Genomic DNA, 20,587 nt, shown 5'->3' with positions numbered 1-20,587 from the left:
GTTATTCATCGTTATTCGTCGTCTTTCAGTGTTCGTAGATGCCGAGCCTGACCTTGAGCACGGTCGGCTGGGCCGGGAGGTTCAGGCCGTAATCGGTCTGGTCGCCGTTCCAGTTGCGCTCCATGACCCATTTGCCGCCGGTGTCGAAGCGCCCTTCCTCGACCCGGGCCCACATCGAGGGCTTTCCCTCGTTGGGGCCCGCGCCGGAAATCTTCACCCGCACCTGCTGGCCGACCAGCACGAACTCGTTATCGCCCACCTGGGCGATGGCCAGGCCGCCATTCGGCGCTTCGGTGCCGCTCTGGTACTCGTTCTTGTCCTTCAGGTACTGGCGCTCGCCGAACTGGAACTCGCGGAAGGAGACGGTGGCCTTCCATCCTTTCATCTCCACCGTCTGGGCCGCACGGTCGTCGCCTTCGGCCACGCCATAGGTGCGCCCCTCGAGTGCCCATTGGGCCCACTGGCGCTGCATCGGCGCGAACACGCCGAACACCTTGCCGAAGGGTTCGACCATGCGGCGGTCGGTGAACTTCGAGCCCAGCGGATAATTGCTGTAGTTGGCATAGTCGATGCCGAAAGGCGCGACGCCGATGGCGCCCATGCCGAAGGCCTGGTAGACGTAGCGCGCATAGCCGGCGGCATTGCCCATCTCGGGCACCATCAGGGGGTTGTCGGGACGCTGGAACTGCTGGAGGATGGCCGTGACCTTGTGCGATTCCGGCATGTAGATGTCGGGGCCGGCGAAATCGATGTGGGGCGCGGCGGCCTTGTAGATGTCCAGCACGTCGTAGGTGGGTCCGCCGCTGGCGAAATTGCTGTTCCAGGGAGCAGCCGGTTGCGGGAACGGGTCGCGCAGCGCATTGTTGACGAACATGGGGAGATCGTACACGGCGCGACCTGCCTTGGCGATCTCCTCGATGTAGGAGGCGATCGCCCAGGAGTGGAAGTACTGGTCGGCATAGTCGCCATAGACCTGGCGCCAGTTGCCCTGGGCCGCACCTGGCACGGGGGCCTTCTGGCGCGCCAGCACGGCGGCCGGCACCGGCTGTTCGAAGGCCGCCTGGGCCTTGGGCCCGAAGTCGCGCGCGACGCCGTAGGTGCCGACCTCGTTCTCCACCTGCACCATCAGCACGGTGCGCTGCTTCGCATCGATCTTCCTGATGTGCTCCATCATGGCCACGAAGGCCTTGCGGTCGGCCGCCAGGGTCGCCTCGCCGAAGGGCGTATGCGAGTAGCTGGTCTTGCCGTCCTTGTCGATCATGCGCGGGAAGCGCTTGTTGTCGAACTTGACCCATTCCGGCAGGTAACCCGGGCCGGTGTTCTTCCAGGTGCCGAACCAGACGATCACGAGCCGCATCCTGTTCTCGCGCGCCTGCCTGACCAGGGTGTCGATGAAGCTGAAGTCGAACTTGCCTTCCTGGGGCTCGATCTGCTCCCAGGCCACCGGCATCTCGAGGGTGTTCGCCTGCGCGTCCTTCAGCGCCGCCCAGACCTTGGGCAGCGCGCCCGGGTAGTTGCTGGAGTTGTGGGCCTGGCCCGCCAGCATCAGGAAGGGCTGGCCGTCGACCAGCAGCGCGTGGCGGCCGTTCTTGGCGACGATGCGCGGCAGCTCGCCGCTGGCGGCGGCCATGCCGCTGGCTGCCAGTGCGAGCACCAGCGGCGCAAGGCGGCGGGAAACTCGGCGCGAAATCCTGTTCGAGGTCATGCAATCATCTCCTTCGGGTTGTTATTGTCCGGCGCCGAACTGGGCCGCGCGCACGCTTGCCGATTGTCCGGGCCCCAGCTTCAAGTCGATCGTGCGGGCGCCATGGCGCAGCCTCACCGGGCCCGATCCCGCCACGGAGCGCACCGCCGCGCCGTGCAGCCGGCCGCCCTTCCACGTCATGTCGATCTCATAGCCGCCGCGTGCGCGCAGACCGCGCACCGAACCGTCCTGCCAGGCCGTCGGCAGCGCCGGAAGCAGGTGGATCTCGCCCGCATGGGATTGCAGCAGCATCTCCGCCATCGCCGCCGTGGCGCCGAAGTTGCCGTCGATCTGGAACGGCGGATGGGCGTCGAGCATGTTGGCGTAGGTGCCGCCGGCGTTGTTGTGTTCCGACCCTGTTCCAGCCTGCTCGGAGGCGCGCGCCCCCGGCGTCGACAACAGGCCGCGCAGCATGCGGTAGGCGCGCTCGCCGTCCTGCAGGCGGGCCCAGAAGGCCATCTTCCAGGCCATCGACCAGCCGGTCCCGGCGTCGCCGCGCGCTTCGAGGGTGCGGCGCGCCGCCTTGGCCAGTTCCGGCGTCTTGGCGGGGCTGATCTGGCGGCCCGGGTAGAGGGCGAACAGGTGCGAGACGTGGCGGTGGGTGTCCTGCGGGGTGTCCAGCACCGGGTCCTTCTTTTCCTCCAGCCACTCGAGCAGCTGGCCCCAGCTGCCGACCCTGGGCCCGGCCAGGCGGTCGCGCATCGCCGCCAGGCGCGCGCGCAGCTCGGGATCCACGCCCAGGATGCCGGCCGCTTCCACCGTGTTGTTGAACAGGTCCCAGACGATCTGCTGGTCGTAGGCGATGCCGTCCTCGATGGGGCCGTGCTCCGGCGACCAGCCCTGCGGGGCCACCAGGCGCCCGTCCGGAAGCTCCTTGAGATAGTCCTGCCAGAAGGCGCTGGCCTCCTTCATCATCGGATAGGCCACCTCGCGCAGGAAGCGGGTGTCGCGGCCGAAGGCGAAATGCTCCCAGAAGTGCTGGGCATACCAGGCGTTACCGGTCTTGTTCCACAGGTAGCCCATGGCGCCGAAAGGATTCGATTCCGTGCGCAGGGTCCAGCCGCGCACCGGCTTGCCGTCCGGGGTCTTGAATTCCAGGGCCGTGCCGCGCCGCCACACGGGGGCGACGCCGTTCACGAAGCGGAAGAAGGGATCGGCCAGCTCGCCCAGGTTCGTCACTTCCGCCGGCCAGTAGTTCATCTGGATGTTGATGTTGGTGTGGTAGTCCGCGTTCCAGGGCGGCGTGAGGCTGTTGTTCCACAGGCCCTGCAGGTTGGCCGGGAGCGAACCGCGCGAGCTGGAGGCCAGCAGGTAGCGCCCGTACTGGAAGTACTGGGCTTCGAGCTCCGGGTCGCCCGCCTCCTTCGTGTAGGCCAGGATCCGGGCGTCGGTCGGCAGCGCGCGCCGCGCCGCGGGCGTGTCGCCCAGGTCGATGGCGACCCGGCCCACCAGGCCGCGGAAGTCGCGTTCGTGTTCCGCGCGAAGCTCGGCGGCGGGCCGTGCCGCGGCGTCCGTCACCTGCCGCGTCACCTTGTCCAGCGGATGCTCGCCGTCGAAGCCGCGCGCCGCGTCCAGCACATAGCTGGTGCCGGCGCCGAGGATGAGCGTCACCGAATCGCAGTCCGTGAAGCGGATACGCTTGCCGTCGACCGCGATCTTGCCGCCTTCGTGGAGCACCTGCACCTGGCTGGCGTAGGCCATCCTGTTCGTGCCGGGCGCCGAACCGGGTTGCGCATAGCCGGCCGGGCTTCCGGTGGCATACAGGCGGCTGCCCACCGCCGACAGCTGTGCGCCATGGCGGTCGCTCAGCTCGACCGTGCCCGTGTACTGGCCCTTGCGGTCGGCGCTCATGCGCAGGACGATGACCTGGGCCGGGTAGCTGGACCAGGCTTCGCGCTGGAAGCGCACCCCATCGCGCCGGTAGCCGACGGTATGCACGCCGCGCTCCAGGTCGAGGGCGCGCCGGTAGCCGCTGGCGCCTTGTTCATGTCCCGGCAGCTCCACCACCAGGTCGCCGAAAGGCTGGAAGGCGCCCATGGTCTTGTCGTCGCCGGTCCAGAGCGTGATGTCGTTGAACTGCAGGTGTTCGCGCCCCGGCTGGCCGAAGACCATGGCGCCGATGCGGCCGTTGCCGATCGGGAGCGCTTCGCGCTCCCAGCCCTGGTCATTGTCCTGGGCCGGGCGGTCGTAGCGCAGCACCATCTCCGGCGCGGCCCAGGCCGCGCCCGCCGTCATCGTCACCGCCAGCACCAGTGCGCGCAGGCCGGTCATCGTCATGCGTTCTCCCATTTCACCACTCCCATCTCACTTCGCTCCCGGACGGCCATACACGATGCCGCGGCCGGCTGTGCTCATGTAGACGTAGCCGAAGCGGTTCATGTCGCCGACGATGAAGTGGCCGTCGCCCGGGCCGCCGTACTGGTGGCGCTCGTCGTTGATCCGCTCCCAGCCCTTGCCGCCGTCGAGCGAGCGGTAGATGCCGCGCACACCCTTGCGTGCGCCCCAGATGTAGAGTGCCGGGTAGCTGGAGCCGGGCGCGGACTTGCCGAAGCCCACCGCGCCGCAGTAGTCGATGCCGTCCAGCGCCTTGAAGGTGGCGCCGCCATCGAGCGAGCGAACCAGGCCGCCCGTCTTCAGGGCCACCCACACATCGCCCTCGCGCCCTGGGGCTGCCCGAACCAGGCGCGAACCGCCGGCCGGCAGGCTGGCGCGCTGCGTGAAGCTGGCGCCGCCGTCGGTACTGGCAAGGAATGCGCCGTCGTCATAGGCGTAGAACACCTTGGCGCGCACGGGATCGGCGACCGGCAGCGTCCTCGGATTGGACAGGCCCTTGACCGCAGTCCAGCTGGCGCCCAGGTCGGTCGAGCGGTAGGTGAGCGCCGAGCGCTCCGGGTTATGCAGGATCGTGGCGCCGTCCGCCGACAGGGCCACCTGGCCCTTGATACCCATGAGCGCAGGCGCCTGGGTCCAGTGGGCGCCGCCATCGCGGGTGAGCATCATGTGCTTGCCGACGCGGACCATGACCGAAGGCTTGGCGGCCGCGGCGTCCAGGCCGGTCGTGGTGCCGATCTGCGGCTCGTGGATGCGGCCATGGCGCGACGGGTCCTCGTGCAGGTAGCCGTCGATATCGCCGATCGCCGAAACCAGCGGGCCGCCGGGAATACTGAGGAAGCCAAGCGGCACCGTCTCTTCCATGCCCTTGACGGTGAATACCCAGTTGGCGGGGCCGGCCTGGATGTCCGGCGTGCGGAACACGCCGTTGCCCGAGGTGATCCACACGGCGCGCGGATCCCGCGGGTCGAACTCCACCGAACCGGTCCAATGGATGCCGTGGCCCTTGAGCCAGGGCACGCCGGCGGAATCACGGGTAAATTCGCGCGCCGAGCCGCCCCCGATCACATCAAGCCAGGTGTCGCCGCCATCTTCGCTCAGGTAGACGCGGTCGCCCTTGGCGTCGCCCTGCGGCAGGAAGGTGTTGATGGTCGAGACCACGATGCGGCGCGGATTGCGGGGATCGACGCTGATCCCGGCGAAAGGATGGCCGACGTCCCTGGGCGTGATATTCGTCCAGGCGCCGCCCGCGATGTTGTAGCGCCACACCTGGCCGCGGCGCATCGGCTCGGTCCCGGTGCGGTCCGGATGGGGACCGGCGCCGTCGGCATAAGTCAGGTACAGGTTGCCGGCGCCGTCCAGCACGGCGCGCTGGGGCATCAGGTCCAGCGGCGCCCCGGCGACCGGAACGAAGTTCAGGCCGCCGTCGTCGCTGCGATAGAGATTCGGCCCTACCCTGCCGAAGCGCGAGACAGCCACGAACAGGCGGCGCGCGCGCCCGTTCGCCACGCTGGCCGGGTCGGGTACGACCACGTTGATGCCGACATCGTTGGGCGTCGTCGTCACCGGCAGGCTCTCGAGCCGGGTCCAGCGCTCGCCGGCATCGCTGCTGAAGAACAGTCCGTCGCGGCGCGACCCCAGGTAGAGTATGTCGCCGTTGCCCGGATCGACCGCCAGGCGTTCGCCATTCTGCCGGCCCATGCCATTGCCATGGGTCTTGAACTGGCTGGTGACGTCGATCGTGGTGAAGCTCTTGCCGTAGTCGGTGGAACGCAGGACCGCGGTACGGCCGCCATTCAGGTAGCTGATCCCGGCCAGCAGGTAGATGCGGCCGGCGTGGCGCGGATCGATCGCCAGCGCGTCGATGCCGAGGAAGCCGGTCTGGTCTTCCGCCACCCAGTCCATCAGGGGCCACCAGCGCTGTTCCTTCGCGTCCCAGCGATAGGCCCCGCCGACGTCGGTACGGGCGTAGGCGACACCCGGCTCGCTGCGGCTCGGCAGCACGGCGGTGACGAAACCGCCGCCGCCGATGGCCACGCTGTCCCACACATAGTCCACGCGCACCGGCGCATCATGGACCGGGCCCGGGCCAGTGCCCATTCCCGCGCCCATGTCTGAACTCGCGCCGGTCAGCATGGCCAGCGCGATGGCGAGTCCGCCCGCCCCCTTCAGCAACGTCATCGTCGCGCTCCGTTCAGGACTTGGCAAAGACGCGGAAGCTGTGCGGCGGGATGGTCACCTCGCTCACCTGCTCCTGGCTGCTCGACCCGGGCACGGTTTCCGCCGCCGCCTTGCCGGCCGCGTGCACCGCCTGTTTGACCACCCTGACCTTGACCGGCGTATCGCGGAAGGACTGGATCACATAGGCGCCGTTATCATAGGTGAACAGGCTGACGCCGCTCGGGGCCTCGATGCGCAACGGGCGGTCGGCCATCAGGTACTTGCTCACGTTGTGCATCACGCCGGGCGGCATGCTGTACAGGTCGCCGATATTGCTCGGGATGGTCAGCACGTAAAGCAAGCCCTTCGAGTAGCGGTTCATCAGGAGGATGGGGAAGCCGCGCGCCCCCGATACGCCGCGGATGATCGGCCAGGCGTCGTTGGTGTAGTAGTGCAGTTCCGGGAAGATCACGTCTTTCGGCGCGGCCTTCGGATCCTCGCGCAGCGATTCGCCATTGCCGGCGCCATAGCCGTTGTAGTAATCGTTCAGCGCAACCTGGTTGCCGGTGGCGTAGACCTCGAGCAGATCCTGGAAGCCGCCGTCCTTGCGCCTGGTATCCTGGGTGGCTTTCACGAAGCCGGAGGTGACGAACACCGTCTTCCCCGCCTGGAGCTGGCCCTTGATCTTGCCGATGATGCCAGGATCGGTGGCCGCCGCCTCGGTCAGGAGGATGGTGCTGGCGCCGGCCGGGAACCTGGCCGTCATGGCGATCGGAATACCGACGTTGCCGAGGTAGTTGTGCAGGAAGTCCTCACCCGAGGAATGCGGCGGCTTGTAGCTCGGCACCCCGGTCGGCTCGCCCAGCTGGCCCAGCACCGCGTCGACCTGGCGCAGCGCGGCGCCGGCGGCCAGGCCCCAGCCCGGAGGCGCCTTGGCGTCCGGATTGGCGGCGCGCCAGTCGGCGGCGATCTTGTTCCAGTTGAAGCTGGTGTCCTGGTCGGCCCACGGGCGTTCGCCCGCCACGGCCTCCATGTCCTGGGCCATCGGGTGCCAGTTGAACAGCGTGATCTCGGGCGTCTTGGCCAGCATGGTGTCCCACAGCTGCTCGGCGAAGCGGTCGAGGTAGCGGATCGAATAGGTGTCGACCCAGCCGCCGCCGTTCCTGCCATCCTTGCGCAGGGTGCTGTAGTAGCGGATCACGCTGTAGGATTCGTATTGCTGCAGCAGCTGGTCGGTGATTACCGGATCGCGCGTCTCGGTACCGGCGTAGATCCCGTCGAACATCTCGGGCTGCTTTTCGAGGTCGAAGCCGAGGCCCTGGAAGTGCTCGTACCAGTTGGGATACTTGACGATGACCTTGACGTTCGGGTTGGCGGCCTTGGCAGGCCCGATCACCAGTTCTTTCGATACCTTGCGCATGGTGTCGAGGCGGTACTGGGTCCAGGAGCGTTTGCCCTTGGCCTTGATGTCCGCATCGGACTTGGAGGTGTAGAAGAAAAAGTCGTCCAGGATCACCGTGTCGAAGTGGCGCGCGGCCTGCTCCATGGCTTGCCTGGCCATCTTGCGGTGCTCCGGCAGCTCGTAGTCGAAGGTCATGAACTGGCCATTGAAGCCGCCCGCCGCCAGCGTGACGCCACCGGCCACTTCCACTCCCTTGGCCTGGAACTGGCGCTTGACGGTGTCGATCTCGGCGTCACTGGCGAAATGCAGGTCGCGGTAGGTCTCGATGTAGACCTTGTCGAAGGGAACCTGGCTCATGGCGCGCGCGTACTGGTGCTCGAACACCTTCGGGTCCGACAGCTCCTTCGTGACGTTCACCGGAATGTAGATCGCGGTCTTGAAGTGCTTGTAGTGGCCGGCCTTGGGCGCGGGCGCCGCGGCTTGCGCGGCTGCGTGAGCCGGCTGCAGCGTCAGGGAAGCGAGGCTGGCTACGGTGACCGCGGCAATAGTCGCCGCAACCACGCCCGCGCCGGTGAGGCGGGTGATCGAGGTGCGCATACGTCTCCTGGTTTTTTCGTTGTTATTGGCCTACTGAAGACTATGCTAAACCAATCCCAAAGCCACTTGCAAGGAAAATGTTCGCGCTAACAGCGAATTTACAAACTCCTCGTGCCTCGGGGAAGATATTTCACATTCCCGCCCGACGGAATGGCAAGGATCCCAGCGCGCTGCGCCGGGGTTTGTTATGATAGCGCCTAACAATTAACGAACATTTCCACCCACACGGATCACATCAGGAGCACCCATGACGATTCACGGAGACATGATCATCGGCCACCGCATCGAGCGCGGCGCGGCCGCCGAAGTACGCAGCGCCGACCCGGCGCGCGGTATCCAGCTGGACCCCGGCTTCGGGACCGCGGCCCCGGACCAGCTGGCCGTTGCCTGCGCGCTGGCCGAACAGGCCTTCGACGCCTACCGCGCCGTGAGCCTGGAACGGCGCGCGCGCTTCCTCGAGACCATCGCCGACCGTATCCTCGACATCGGCCCGCTCCTGATCGAACGCGCCAGCCAGGAAAGCGGCCTGCCGCTGGCCCGCCTCGAAGGCGAGCGCGGGCGCACCATGAACCAGCTGCGCCTGTTCGCCAAGGTAGTCCGCGACGGCCACTTCCTCGAAGCGACCCTCGATTCCGCCCTGCCCCAGCGCACGCCGCCACGCCCGGACCTGCGCATGCGCAAGATCCCGCTCGGCCCGGTGGCCGTGTTCGGCGCCAGCAACTTCCCGCTTGCCTTCTCGGTGGCGGGCGGCGATACGGCCTCCGCCCTCGCCGCGGGCTGTCCGGTGGTGGTGAAGGCGCACAACGCCCACCTCGGCACTTCCGAACTGGTGGCCAAGGCGGTGCAGAAGGCCGCGATCGAGTGCGGCATGCCGGAAGGCGTGTTCTCGATGGTGATCGGCGAAGGCAAGCAGATCGGCCAGGACCTGGTGAATCATCCGGCGATCCAGGCGGTCGGTTTCACCGGCTCGCGCCAGGGCGGCCTGGCCCTGGTGCGCAGCGCGAACAGCCGCCCAGTGCCGATCCCCGTGTACGCGGAGATGAGCAGCATTAACCCGGTGTTCCTGCTGCCGGGCGCCCTCGCAGCGGACGGCGCCAAGCTGGCGTCCAGCTTCGTCGACTCGCTGACCCTGGGCGTCGGCCAGTTCTGCACCAACCCCGGCCTCGTGATCGCACTGGCCGGCCCGCAGCTCGACGCCTTCCGCGCAGCCACCGTGGAGGCCTTGCAGGCCAAGACGGCGGGGACCATGCTGACCGCGGGCATCCACCAGGCTTACGTCGACGCCATCGGGCGCCGCTCCGGGCTCGAAGGCGTCGAGCTGGTTGCGCATGGCGGCGCCGAGGGCGAGGGCTGCGCCGCGCAGGCGGCGTTGTACCAGTGCGATGCGGCCACCTACCTGGCCAATCCGGCGCTGGAAGAAGAAATCTTCGGGCCGACCTCGGTCATCATCGCCTGCCGCGGCGAGGCCGAGCTGCTGGCCGTGACCCGCCACCTGGAAGGCCAGCTGACCGCCACCGTGCATGCGACCGACGCCGACCACGGCATCGCCGCCGCCCTGCTGCCCCTGCTGGAGCGCAAGGTCGGCCGTATCCTGTTCAACGGTTTCCCGACCGGGGTCGAGGTGGCGCATGCGATGGTGCACGGCGGCCCCTTCCCGGCGACCGCGGACAGCCGCTCGACCTCGGTGGGCGCGACCGCCATCGAGCGCTTCCTGCGGCCGGTGTGCTACCAGGACGTGCCGGCCGGACTGCTGCCGGAGGCGCTGCGCGATGAGAATCCGCTCAAACTGGCGCGCATGGTCGATGGTCGGCTGACCGTCGGGTCCTGAGTCGCCGTAAAAAAAGCCGGCCACATGGCCGGCTTGTTCATTGGAGCGGTCCCGATATCAGCGCCGCCCGCTGCGCGTCACCACATCCATCCACACCGCCAGCGTCAGGATCAGCCCCTTGACGATCATCTGCCAGTAGGTGTCCACATCCAGCATCGACATGCCGTTGTCCAGGCTCGCCATCACCAGCGCACCCACCAGCGCGCCGTGCACGGTGCCGGCGCCGCCGCGCATCGAGGTGCCGCCGATGAAGCAGGCCGCGATCACGTCCAGTTCGCCCGACACGCCGGCCGAGGGCGAACCCGCCGCCAGGCGCGCCGTGTTGATCAGGCCCGCCAGCGCGCACATCAGGCCCATCAGGCCGAAGATCCACAGCTTGACCGCCTTGACGTTGATGCCCGAGAGCCGGGTCGCTTCCATGTTGCTGCCCACCGCATAGATGCGGCGGCCGAACACGGTCTGCCTGGCGATGTAGCTGAACACCCCCAGCAGCACCAGCAGGATCAGCACCGGCAGCGGAATGCCTTCGTAGCTGTTGAAGGTCGAGATCAGGCCGGCCAGGACCACGCCGACCAGGGCCACGCGGAACACCGAACGCCACAGCGCGATCACCGGCAGGTTGTGCTTGGCCTGGCTGGCGCGCTGTCGCCATGCGAGCACGCCGGCCAGCACGAACAGGCCCACTCCCAGGGCGATGCCGAGGCTGGGCGGCAGGTAGGCCTGGCCCAGCTGCTCCATCTCCGGCGACACCGGCGCCACCGTCGCGCCGTCGGTCAGGCCCAGCACCACACCCCGGTAGGCCAGCATCCCTCCCAGGCCGACAATGAAGGACGGTATGCCCGCGTAAGCCGTGAGGAAGCCGTTCAGGAAGCCCAGCATCAGGCCCGCCCCGAGCACCACCGCGATCGAGAGCGGCAAGGGCATGCCATGGGTGACGTCGAGCACGGCCGCCAGCCCGCCCAGCAGGCCGAGGAGCGAGCCGACCGACAAGTCGATCTCGCCCGCGATGATGACGAACACCATGCCGCAGGCCAGGATGCCGGTGATCGACATCTGGCGCATCAGGTTCGACAGGTTGCGCGCGGAGGTGAAGCCGCCGTCGGTCTTCCAGCTGAAGAAGGCCCAGATCAGGGCGATGGCGACCAGCAGGGCCAGGATCTTGTACTGGGTGAAGATCTGCTTGACGTTGATGCCCGGCGCTGCCGCGGACTGCCGGGGCGCCTGCACGGGGGCGGGGATGGAATCGGTTTTCATGATCGTTCGATAAAAAAGGTTAAACGAGGGCCGGCGCCGCTTGGCCAAGGGCGGCGGCGAGCACCATTTCCTGGGTCAGTCCCTGGTTGACGAAGTCGCCGCGCAGCTTGCCTTCGCCCATGACCAGCACGCGGTCCGAGACGCCCAGCACTTCAGCCAGCTCGGACGAGACCATGATGATGGCGATGCCCTGCGCGGCCAGCTCCAGCATCAGTTTGTAGATCTCGAACTTGGCGCCGACGTCGACGCCACGGGTGGGTTCATCGAGAATCAGCACCTTGGGATTGGTCAGCAACATCTTGGCCAGCACGGCCTTCTGCTGGTTACCGCCGGACAGCGCCGTGATCGGCAATGCCGGGCTGGCCGTTTTGAGCGCCAGGCGGCGGATCTGGTCGGCGATCTCGCGCGACTCGAGCGTGTCGTCGATCCGGCTCAGGTGCGAATAGCGTCCCAGGACCGAGAGCGTGATGTTCTCGCCCACCGACAGGTCGCGCACGATGCCGTGATGCTTGCGGTCTTCCGGCACCAGGGCGAAACCGGCGCGGATCGCCTTCATGGGCTCGGAGGTGTCCACGCGCTGGCCTTCGAGCCAGACCTCGCCCTCGTACTCGCCCGGATAGGACCCGAACAAGGCGGTCACCAGTTCGGTGCGCCCTGCCCCGACAATCCCGGCGATGCCCAGGATCTCGCCGCGGCGCAGCTGGAAGGAGACGTCGTCGACCTTCTTGCGCTGCGGCTGGTCGGGATCCCAGCAAGTGATGTTGCGCGCCTCCATCACCACTTCGCCGACCGGATGCGGCAGCGAGGGGTAGAGCTGATTCAGCTCGCGGCCGCACATCTGGGCGATGATGCGGTCCACGCTCATCTCGGGCATCGGGGTGGTGGCGATGTGCTTGCCGTCGCGGATCACCACGACCGTGTCGCAGATCGCGGCCACTTCCTCGAGCTTGTGCGAGATATAGACGCAGGCCACGCCCTTGGCCTTGAGTTCGCGGATGATCTCGAGCAGGACGGCGATCTCGCTGGCGGTGAGCGAGGCCGAGGGCTCGTCCAGGATCAGCAGGCGCGCGTTCTTGTTCAGGGCCTTGCCGATCTCGATCAGCTGCTGGTGGCCGCCGCCGTAGTTCTTCACCGGCAGCACCACGTTGACGTCGGGCAGCCTGAGCTCGCGGAGGATCTCCTCGGCGCGGCGGTTCATGGCGGGATAGTTCAGGCGCCCGCCGGGCAGGGTCGGTTCGTTCCCCAGGAAGATGTTCTCGGCCACCGACAGCTCGGGCACGAGCATCAGCTCCTGGTGGATGATGATGATGCCGGCGTCCTCGGTCTCGCGCACCGAGCGCGCGCGCAGCGGCTGGCCGTCGAACAGGATCTCGCCATCCCAGCTGCCGTGCGGGTAGACCGCCGACAGCACCTTCATCAGGGTGGATTTGCCGGCGCCGTTCTCGCCGCACAGGCCGATGCATTCGCCCGGGCGGATCGCCAGGTCGATCCCGTCGAGCGCGGGCACACCGTCGAATCGCTTGGCGATTCCCTTCATTTGAAGCAGATAGGCGGACATGTCGGGCACTTTTGTTCGCTACGTTGGAATTGTCGGGCGTGGCAAGGGCCTGGCCGCGGGCTTGGCCCCTGCCTGACACTTGCCTGGCTCACGCCCGCCCACAGGCGGGCAACATGCTCACCCCCCGGCTTACTTCCCGGCCAGCTGGGACTGGGTGTAGAAGCCGTCCTTGACCAGCAGGTCGACGTTGGCCTTGTTCAGCAGGATCGGCTTGAGCAGGATGGTGTCGACCTGCTTGAAGCCGTTGGCCAGCTTGGCGTTGTAGGCCGGCTTCTCGTTGCGCACCAGCTGCACGGCCATGCGCGCGGCGTTGGAAGCGATTTCCTTGAGCGGCTTGTAGACGGTCATCGACTGGGTGCCCGCCATCACGCGGCGCACCGCGGCCAGGTCGGCGTCCTGTCCCGACACGGCCACCTTGCCGGCCAGCTTCTGGGAAGCCAGCGCCTGGATCGCGCCGCCGGCGGTGGCGTCGTTCGACGCGACCACGGCGTCGATCTTGTTGCCGTTGGCGGTCAGCGCATTCTCGACGATGGACATCGCCTCGGAGGGGCTCCAGTCCTTGACCCACTGCTGGCCGACTACCTTGATGTCGCCCTTGTCGATCAGGGGTTTCAGGACCTTGAGCTGGCCCTCGCGCAGCATCTTGGCGTTGTTGTCGGTCGGCGCGCCGCCCAGCAGGTAGTAGTTGCCCTTGGGTTTCAGCTGGACCAGGGACTGGGCCTGCAGTTCGCCCACGGTCTTGTTGTCGAAGGAGATGTAGGCGTCGACGTCGGCGTTCAGGATCAGGCGGTCATAGGACAGCACCTTGATCTTGGCCTTCTTGGCTTCGCGGACGGCGTTGTTCAGCACCGTCGCGTTGTAGGGAACGATCACCAGCACGTCGACGCCGCGCGAGATCAGGTTCTCGATCTGGGCGATCTGGCGCTGCTCGCTGGCGTCGGCGGATTGTACGTACACCTTGGCGCCGAGCTTTTCGGCGGCCTGGGTGAAGTAGTCGCGGTCGCGCGTCCAGCGCTCCAGCCGCAGGTCGTCGATCGAGAAGCCGATTTTCGGGTTCTTGGCATCCGCGTGGGCGGCGCCGGCGGAAAACAGCATCGCGCAGGCGAGGCCGACGGCCGTGATCATCTTGTTCATTTACGTCTCCTGTTGGTTCTCGTTGTCGCCGCGGCGGTCGAGCCTCGCCGCGGCCTTTGCTATTCTGCTCAAAAAACGGTGATAACGCTACCTCGACGAGGTTTAGCCGATTAATGGTTATGGCGGGGCATGTCGTGGCCGACGCCGCGGTACTCCAGGGCCATCTCCATGCAGGCGCCGGTGTGCAGCTGGCCCACCGTGGCCCGGTAGATCTGCTGCCAGGGGGTCTGGTTGGGCGGGATCGGCGGCGGCGCGTCCTGGCGGCGCCTGGCCAGCTCCTCGTCCGCCAGCAGCACGTCGCAGCGCCCGGTGTTCAGGTCGACCCGCACCACGTCGCCGGTGCGCAACAGCGCCAGGTTGCCGCCCGCCGCGCTCTCGGGCGAGGCGTTCAGGATGGACGGGCTGTCCGAGGTGCCCGACTGGCGGCCATCGCCCAGGGTCGGCAGCGCCTTGATCCCCTTCTTGATCAGCGCGTCGGGCGGCTGCATGTTGACCACCTCGGCCGAGCCGGGCCAGCCCACCGGTCCGGAACCGCGGATCACCAGCATGGTACGCTCGTCGATACCGAGGGCCGGATCGTTGATGCGGTGGTGGTAGTCGTCCGAGCCGTCGAACACCACCACGCGGCACTCGAACGCATTCTCGCTGCCCGGCTCCGACAGGTAGCGTGCGCGGAAGGCTTCCGAGATCACGCTGGTCTTCATGATAGCGAAGTCGAACAGATTGCCCTTCAGGACCATGAAGCCGGCGTTCTGCTTGAGCGGCGCGGCGAAAGGCTTGATCATCTCGCGGTCCGCGCTTTCGCGCCCCTCGAGGTTCGCCTTCATGCTGGCGCCGGTCACGGTGGGACGGTCGGCGCGCAGCAGGCCCGCCCCTTCCAGCTCCCACATCACGGCCGGCACGCCGCCCGCGCGGTGGAAGCGCTCGCCCAGGTATTGGCCGGCAGGCTGCATATTGAGCAGCAGCGGCACCTCGTAGCCGTAGCGCATCCAGTCCTCAGGCGTGATCTCGACCCCGGCGTGGCGCGCCATCGCCACGATGTGCGGCTGGGCGTTGCTGGAGCCGCCGATGGCGGCGTTGACCACGATCGCGTCCAGGAAGGCGTCGCGGGTCAGGATGCTCGAGGGACGCAGGTCCTCATGGGCCATGCCGACGATGCGGCGGCCGGTTTCATAAGCCATCTGCCCGCGTTCGCGGTAGGGCGCGGGAATCGCCGAGCAGCCGGTGAGCGACATGCCGAGCGCCTCGGCGACCGCGTTCATCGTCGACGCCGTGCCCATGGTGTTGCAGTGACCGGCGGACGGCGCGGAGGCGGTGGCGATTTTCAGGAACTTGTCCTCGTCGATCTCGCCGGCGGCCAGCAGGCGGCGTCCCTTCCAGATCGCCGCGCCCGACCCCACCAGTTCGCCCTCGAACCAGCCGTCCAGCATCGGCCCGCCCGACAGCACGATGGCCGGGATGTCGACGGTGGCGGCGGCCATCAGCTGGGCCGGGGTGGTCTTGTCGCAGCCGGTGGTCAGGACCACGGCGTCGATCGGATAGCCGTGCAGGATCTCGACCAGGCCCAGGTAGGCCAGGTTGCGGTCCAGGGCCGCGGTCGGGCGGCGGCAGTTCTCGAAGATCGGGTGCAGCGGGAATTCCATCGGAATGCCGCCCGCGTCGCGGATGCCGTCGCGCACCCGCTTGGCCAGCTCCAGGTGGATGCGGTTGCAGGGCGAGATGTCGCTGCCGCTCTGGGCGATGCCGATGATCGGCTTACCCGAGCGCAGTTCCTCGGGCGTGATCCCGTAGTTCATGAAGCGCTCGAGGTAGAGCGCGGTCATGTCGATGCGCTCCGGATTGTCGAACCAGTCCTGGGACCGGAAGCGGCGCTTGCTGTTGCTCGAACCGTTGATCGAATTCATGGTGTCCTTACTCCTGCAGGCGCAGCGCATGCTGCGGCAGTCCCGGCACGTCGGCGCGGAAGGTGAACAGGCTGCCGGCCAGCGGCTGGGCCGCCAGCTCCGCGGGCGACAGGCCCTTGCGCGCACTGGTCGCGTACACGGTGCGCAGGTCCTCGCCGCCGAAGGCCAGCTTGGTGATGTTCGCGCAGGGGAAGCGGACCTCGCCCAGCTTGCGCCCCAGCGGGTCGTAGCGCTCGATGCGCCAGCCGCCGAAAGTGGCGATCCAGACGGCGCCTTCGCTGTCGACGGCCATCCCGTCCGGGTAGCCGGCGCCCTCCAGTTCGACGAAGCCGCGCTTGCGCGCCAGGCCGCCGTCCTCCAGCACGTCGAAGGCATAGACCCGCTTGTCCAGTGTGTCGGTGTGATACAAGGTGCGGCCGTCCGGGCTCAGCGCCGGGCCGTTGGTGATGACATAGCCTTCGTCCATGGTGGCCACCTGGGCCCCATCGAACCGGTACAGCGCGCCGGTCGGCGCTTGCTCGGCGTCGTCCATCGACCCGAACCACAGGCGGCCGTGGGCGTCGACGTGGCCGTCGTTGAAGCGGTTTCCGGGTTTGTCGGTTTCGACGCTCAGGAGCGGCGCGAAAGCGCCGGTGTCCTCGATGAAGAGGTACAGGCCGTCTTCGAGCGAGCAGACCATGGCGCCGTCCTCGGCCGGCACGATGAAGCTGACCTGGCCGGGCGCCTCCCAGCTGCGGCGATCGCCCCCATCGGCGTCGCAGCGGTGGATGCGGCGGCCCTTGATGTCGACGAACCAGACCAGGCCGCGCGCGGCGTCCCACAGCACGCCCTCGCCCAGAACGGCGCCGGCTTCCCACAGGCAGCGCGGGCTTGCTTCCACCGCGGTGTTCGTGGTGACGCTCATGCGCCGTACCAGCCCGCGTCGACGAAATATTCGCGGCCGCTGCAGCGGCGCGCGTTGTTCGAGGCCAGGAACAGCGACAGCGCGGCAACGTCCTGCATCTCGACGCGCTCGCGCAGGCACTGGCCGGCCAGGATGCGTGCTTCTTCTTCCGGCGTATGCCACAGCGCCTGCTGGCGCGGCGTGCGCACGGCGCCCGGAATCACCGAATTGACCCGGATGTCGTCGCCGCCCAGGTCGCGCGCCATGCCGCGGCTCATGCCCTCGATCGCTGCCTTGGCGGTCATGTAGAGGGAGAGCTGCGAAGACGCCAGGTGCCAGGAGATCGAGCCGAAGTTCAGGATCACGCCGCCCTTGCCGTTCTTGCGCATCATGCGCACCGCCGCCTGGGCGCAAAAGAACTGGTGGCGCAGGTTCACGGCCATGCGGTTCTCCCAGTAGGCCGGGGTCACGTCGTCGATCTCGTGGCGGTCGTCGTTGGCCGCATTGTTGAGCAGGATATCGACGCCGCCGGCCTCGCTGTCGACGTGGGCGAAGGCCGCGGCCAGCGCGTCGAGATCGGTCAGGTCGCAGTGGACGAAGCGCGGCGGGTGCACCGCACCGGCCAATGACTCGGCCAGCGCGCGCGACGCCTCGGCGGCGATGTCGAGGAACCAGACCTGCGCGCCCTGCCCGGCGAAGGCGGCCACCAGTTCGCTGCCGATGCCGGTCCCGCCGCCGGTGATGACGACGCGCTTGCCGGCCAGGTCGGGGTAGCTCGCGTAGACGAAGGGTTCTTGTTGTGTGTGAGGCATGTTGGACTCGCTGATCTTGGATGGTTTGCGCTCTCAGGCGCCATGGCGGCCGGCGGCCGTTAGGCCGCGCCGCGCCAGGTTGCGGTACAGGGCGCGCACGCCGAAGGTCCAGGGCGCGATCTCGTCGCTGCGGCCCACGGTGTTCACCAGTGCGCCGAGCGAGGGGGTGGAAATGCTGACGCGGTCGCCCGCGTGGTGGGTGAAGCCGCCGCCCGCCGCGTCGCGGTCCTTGATCGGCGAGAACATCGTGCCCAGGAAGAGCATGAAGCCGTCCGGATACTGGTGGTGCGCGCCGCAGGTCTGCGCGACCAGGTCGAGCGGGTCGCGGCTGATCTCGCGCATGCGGCTGCGGCCCTCCAGCTCGAACCCGTCGCTGGCGCCCTCGATCAGCATGCGCACCTCGAGTTCGCGCACCGTGTCGATCCCGAAATCGCCGTCGAACAGCCGGATGAAGGGGCCGATGGCGCAGGAAGCGTTGTTGTCCTTGGCCTTGCCCAGCAGGAGCGCGCTGCGGCCCTCGATGTCGCGCAGGTTGACGTCGTTGCCGAGGGTCGCGCCCAGCACTTCGGCGCGGCTGTTCACCGCCAGCACGATCTCCGGTTCGGGATTGTTCCAGCGCGAGCTCGGATGCAGGCCCACCTGGGCGCCATGGCCGACCGCCGACATCGGCTGCGACTTGGTGAAGACTTCGGCGTCGGGGCCGATGCCCACTTCCATATACTGCGACCACAGCCCGCGTCCGGCCAGTTCCGCCTTGAGGCGCATGGCGGCCTCGGAGCCCGGCACGATCTCCGACAGGTCGGTGCCGATGGCGTCGCGCAGCTGCTGGCGCAGCGCGCCGGCGCGCCCCGGGTCGCCCTTGGCCTGCTCTTCGATCACGCGCTCGAGCAGGCTGACCGCGAAGGTCACGCCGCAGGCCTTGACCGCCTGCAGGTCGCAAGGCGCGAGCAGGCGCAATCCGCCCGGGCCGGCCTCGCCGCGCAGCGCCGACTCGAGCAGGCCCTGGGCGGCGCCCAGGTCCTCGCCCTCGGCGCCGCGCACAATGGCGAGCAGGCCGGCGGCGTCCAGCTCGAACAGGTCGGCGACCGTCGCCGCGTGGCCGGTGATGTCGACCAGGCGGCCGCCGCGCACGGCGACCACGGCCGGGCCGTCGACCGGCGCCGGACGCCACACGCGGCCGACCAGCAGCGCACGCTCGGCGTCCTCGGGCAACAGATTGGCTTGGAAAGCTGTCATGGGTTCTCTCGTAGTGGATTGCCGCCAGGGCCGCCCATGGCGGGCCGGATCCTGCCTGCCAGGAGGATGGCTTATTCGGGAATGAGGGCCTGCATCACCGGCGCGGGGCGATACGGGCGGGCGCGCGAGCGCGGGCGGCCGTGGTGAAGCATGCTTGTCTCCTTCGTTATTTGTTATGCGTTGCGATCGACAACATTCGATTAACCTAAAATGTTACCGCAACCATTGCAGTCTACATACCGGGTGCGAGGATTGTCAATCGATTATTCGAGGGATGATGTTAGGTGGTCGCGAACGCCATGGCGGTGCCGGGGGAACAGCGCACGACCCGCACCGTGGGCGCCTGACGAACCTGGGCGCCGGCCGAGGCCGACGCCGAATCCCGGTGCGACGGTTTTTCGGCCAAGGGGCTGCCTCAGCCGGAGCAAGGCAGGCTGCCGCCGTTGGCGGCGTGGCCATGAGTCCTTAGCTGGCGTAGCTGCGTTTGGCCGCGGCCTGCGGCAGGCGTGCCGGCGGGCGGGTGCGCGGGGCGGCGTCGGATTGGCGGCGTACCAGCTCCGAATCCATGGTGATCTGTTCGGGCGCGGCGTCCTCGCCTTCGCGCAGGGCGCGCACGCGCCGTACCAGCGACTGCACCGCCTCGCGCGCCATACCGGCGATCGGCTGGCGCACGGTGGTGAGTTCAGGCCAGATGGTGGTCGCCAGCGCGGTATCGTCGAAACCGGTCACGGTCAGGTCGCCCGGCACATCCAGGCCCAGGCGGTGCGCCACGGCGACGGTGGCGGCGGCCATGTCGTCGTTGCTGGCGAAGATCGCGGTCGGGCGCTCGGCCAGCGACAGCAGGGTTTCGGCCGCGTCCAGGCCGGAGCGGTAGGTGAACATGCCAGGCACCACCAGCTCCTCGCCGGCGTCGGCGCCCTTCTCCGCGATGGCCGCGCGGTAGCCGGCCAGGCGGCGCGCGCTGGCGGTCTGGTTCGGGTGGCCGAGGATGAAGCCGATGCGCTGGTGGCCCAGGGTGATCAGGTGGCGCGTCATGCGGTAGGCGGCGTCGTAGTCGTCGATGCTGACCGCTCCCACCTGGGCGTCCGGCAGGCCGCAGGCCACGACCACCGCCGGGATGCCGGCATCGTTGATGCAGCGCAGGACCGACACGCTGTCGCACAGCGGCGGAGGCAGGATGATGCCGTCCAGGCCGTTCTCGATCAGGCGCTGGGTCTGCTCGGCTTCCTGGGTACCCGCCTCGCACTTTTCCACGAACAACTGGACGTTGTTCAGGCCCGACTGGGTCAGCAGGCCGACCAGGAACTCGCTCAGGTAGGCGGCGCTTGGGTTGCTATACAAGAAGCCGACGCGGATCGGCTTGGAGCCGGCCAGGTTGCGTGCCTCCTGGTTCGGCGTGTAATTCAGGGCGGCAACGGCCTCGGCGACCTTGCGGCGCGTGCTTTCGCGCACCAGGCCCTTGCCGTTCATCACCCGCGACACCGTCATCGCCGAGACACCGGCCAGCTTGGCGACATCGACCATGGTCGGTTTGCCGCCTTCCATGGCTTCCCGGATGGCGTCGAGTTTGGATTTGGTCATGGCTGGCGTGCTTCCCTGGTCTTGATGTTTGCGGCATGTTAGCACAGTTACGGTCTTGCAAGCACCGGCTGCCGGTTGCCCACCCGCAGCACGCTCGTGCGGCGAGAAATCGATTTCTTGGCGTTCAGGTTTGCGCTAACATAGGGGTGCTTCGCTTGTCCAG

At 67.9% G+C, this 20,587-nt stretch carries 13 protein-coding genes; 1 reads left to right on the top strand and 12 read right to left on the bottom strand.

The features are described 5' to 3' along the window. Positions 1-25: 25 nt before the first annotated feature. From V7778_RS04005 to V7778_RS03990, 4 genes are read right to left on the bottom strand one after another with little or no spacing between them, the layout of a single operon-like run. Positions 26-1,705, bottom strand: a complete 1,680-nt coding sequence (locus tag V7778_RS04005) for a GH35 family beta-galactosidase (protein ID WP_335552046.1) — start codon at positions 1,703-1,705, stop codon at positions 26-28. A 21-nt stretch (positions 1,706-1,726) separates the two neighbouring features. Further along, on the bottom strand, positions 1,727-4,021 hold the full coding sequence (locus V7778_RS04000; RefSeq protein ID WP_335552045.1) for a glycoside hydrolase family 95 protein: 2,295 nt from the start codon (positions 4,019-4,021) through the stop codon (positions 1,727-1,729). Between the two features lie 27 nt (positions 4,022-4,048). Then, on the bottom strand, positions 4,049-6,256 hold the full coding sequence (locus V7778_RS03995) for a WD40/YVTN/BNR-like repeat-containing protein (protein ID WP_335552044.1): 2,208 nt from the start codon (positions 6,254-6,256) through the stop codon (positions 4,049-4,051). A 13-nt stretch (positions 6,257-6,269) separates the two neighbouring features. Continuing rightward, positions 6,270-8,234: a hypothetical protein gene (locus V7778_RS03990; protein ID WP_335552043.1), complete on the bottom strand. Its 1,965-nt coding sequence runs from the start codon at positions 8,232-8,234 to the stop codon at positions 6,270-6,272. 247 nt (positions 8,235-8,481) lie between these two features. On the opposite strand from V7778_RS03990, the gene V7778_RS03985 reads away from it, so the two are divergent. Continuing rightward, on the top strand, positions 8,482-10,062 hold the full coding sequence (locus tag V7778_RS03985) for an aldehyde dehydrogenase (NADP(+)) (RefSeq protein WP_335552042.1): 1,581 nt from the start codon (positions 8,482-8,484) through the stop codon (positions 10,060-10,062). Positions 10,063-10,119: 57 nt separating this feature from the next. Here the strand turns inward: V7778_RS03985 and V7778_RS03980 are convergent, their stop codons facing one another. The 8 genes from V7778_RS03980 to V7778_RS03945 all read right to left on the bottom strand — a co-directional run bounded on the left by V7778_RS03980 (position 10,120) and on the right by V7778_RS03945 (position 20,424). Further along, on the bottom strand, positions 10,120-11,316 hold the full coding sequence (locus tag V7778_RS03980) for a sugar ABC transporter permease (RefSeq protein ID WP_335552041.1): 1,197 nt from the start codon (positions 11,314-11,316) through the stop codon (positions 10,120-10,122). Positions 11,317-11,335: 19 nt separating this feature from the next. Further along, entirely contained in the window at positions 11,336-12,874 is a 1,539-nt protein-coding gene (gene xylG / locus V7778_RS03975; RefSeq protein ID WP_335552040.1) for a D-xylose ABC transporter ATP-binding protein, read from the bottom strand. A 129-nt stretch (positions 12,875-13,003) separates the two neighbouring features. Beyond that, on the bottom strand, positions 13,004-14,008 hold the full coding sequence (gene xylF / locus V7778_RS03970) for a D-xylose ABC transporter substrate-binding protein (protein WP_335552039.1): 1,005 nt from the start codon (positions 14,006-14,008) through the stop codon (positions 13,004-13,006). A 110-nt stretch (positions 14,009-14,118) separates the two neighbouring features. Further along, positions 14,119-15,912 (bottom strand): IlvD/Edd family dehydratase, encoded by a 1,794-nt coding sequence (locus V7778_RS03965; protein ID WP_335552038.1) that lies wholly within the window; start codon positions 15,910-15,912, stop codon positions 14,119-14,121. 7 nt (positions 15,913-15,919) lie between these two features. Beyond that, on the bottom strand, positions 15,920-16,816 hold the full coding sequence (locus V7778_RS03960) for an SMP-30/gluconolactonase/LRE family protein (RefSeq protein ID WP_335552037.1): 897 nt from the start codon (positions 16,814-16,816) through the stop codon (positions 15,920-15,922). Next, positions 16,813-17,607, bottom strand: coding sequence for an SDR family NAD(P)-dependent oxidoreductase (locus V7778_RS03955; protein ID WP_335552036.1), 795 nt, complete (start codon positions 17,605-17,607; stop codon positions 16,813-16,815). The genes V7778_RS03960 and V7778_RS03955 overlap by 4 nt, the downstream gene beginning before the upstream one ends. A gap of 33 nt (positions 17,608-17,640) precedes the next feature. Beyond that, positions 17,641-18,843, bottom strand: a complete 1,203-nt coding sequence (locus tag V7778_RS03950; RefSeq protein ID WP_335552035.1) for a fumarylacetoacetate hydrolase family protein — start codon at positions 18,841-18,843, stop codon at positions 17,641-17,643. A gap of 465 nt (positions 18,844-19,308) precedes the next feature. After that, positions 19,309-20,424 carry a LacI family DNA-binding transcriptional regulator gene (locus tag V7778_RS03945; RefSeq protein WP_335552034.1) on the bottom strand — a complete coding sequence of 372 codons (1,116 nt, stop codon included), beginning with the start codon at positions 20,422-20,424 and terminating at the stop codon, positions 19,309-19,311. Positions 20,425-20,587 lie beyond the last annotated feature (163 nt).

The organism is Massilia sp. DD77 (assembly GCF_036961685.1).
Lineage (GTDB): Bacteria > Pseudomonadota > Gammaproteobacteria > Burkholderiales > Burkholderiaceae_D > Telluria.
The sequence above is the reverse complement of the archived record's forward strand: the minus strand, read 5'-3'. Positions and strand labels throughout refer to the sequence as shown.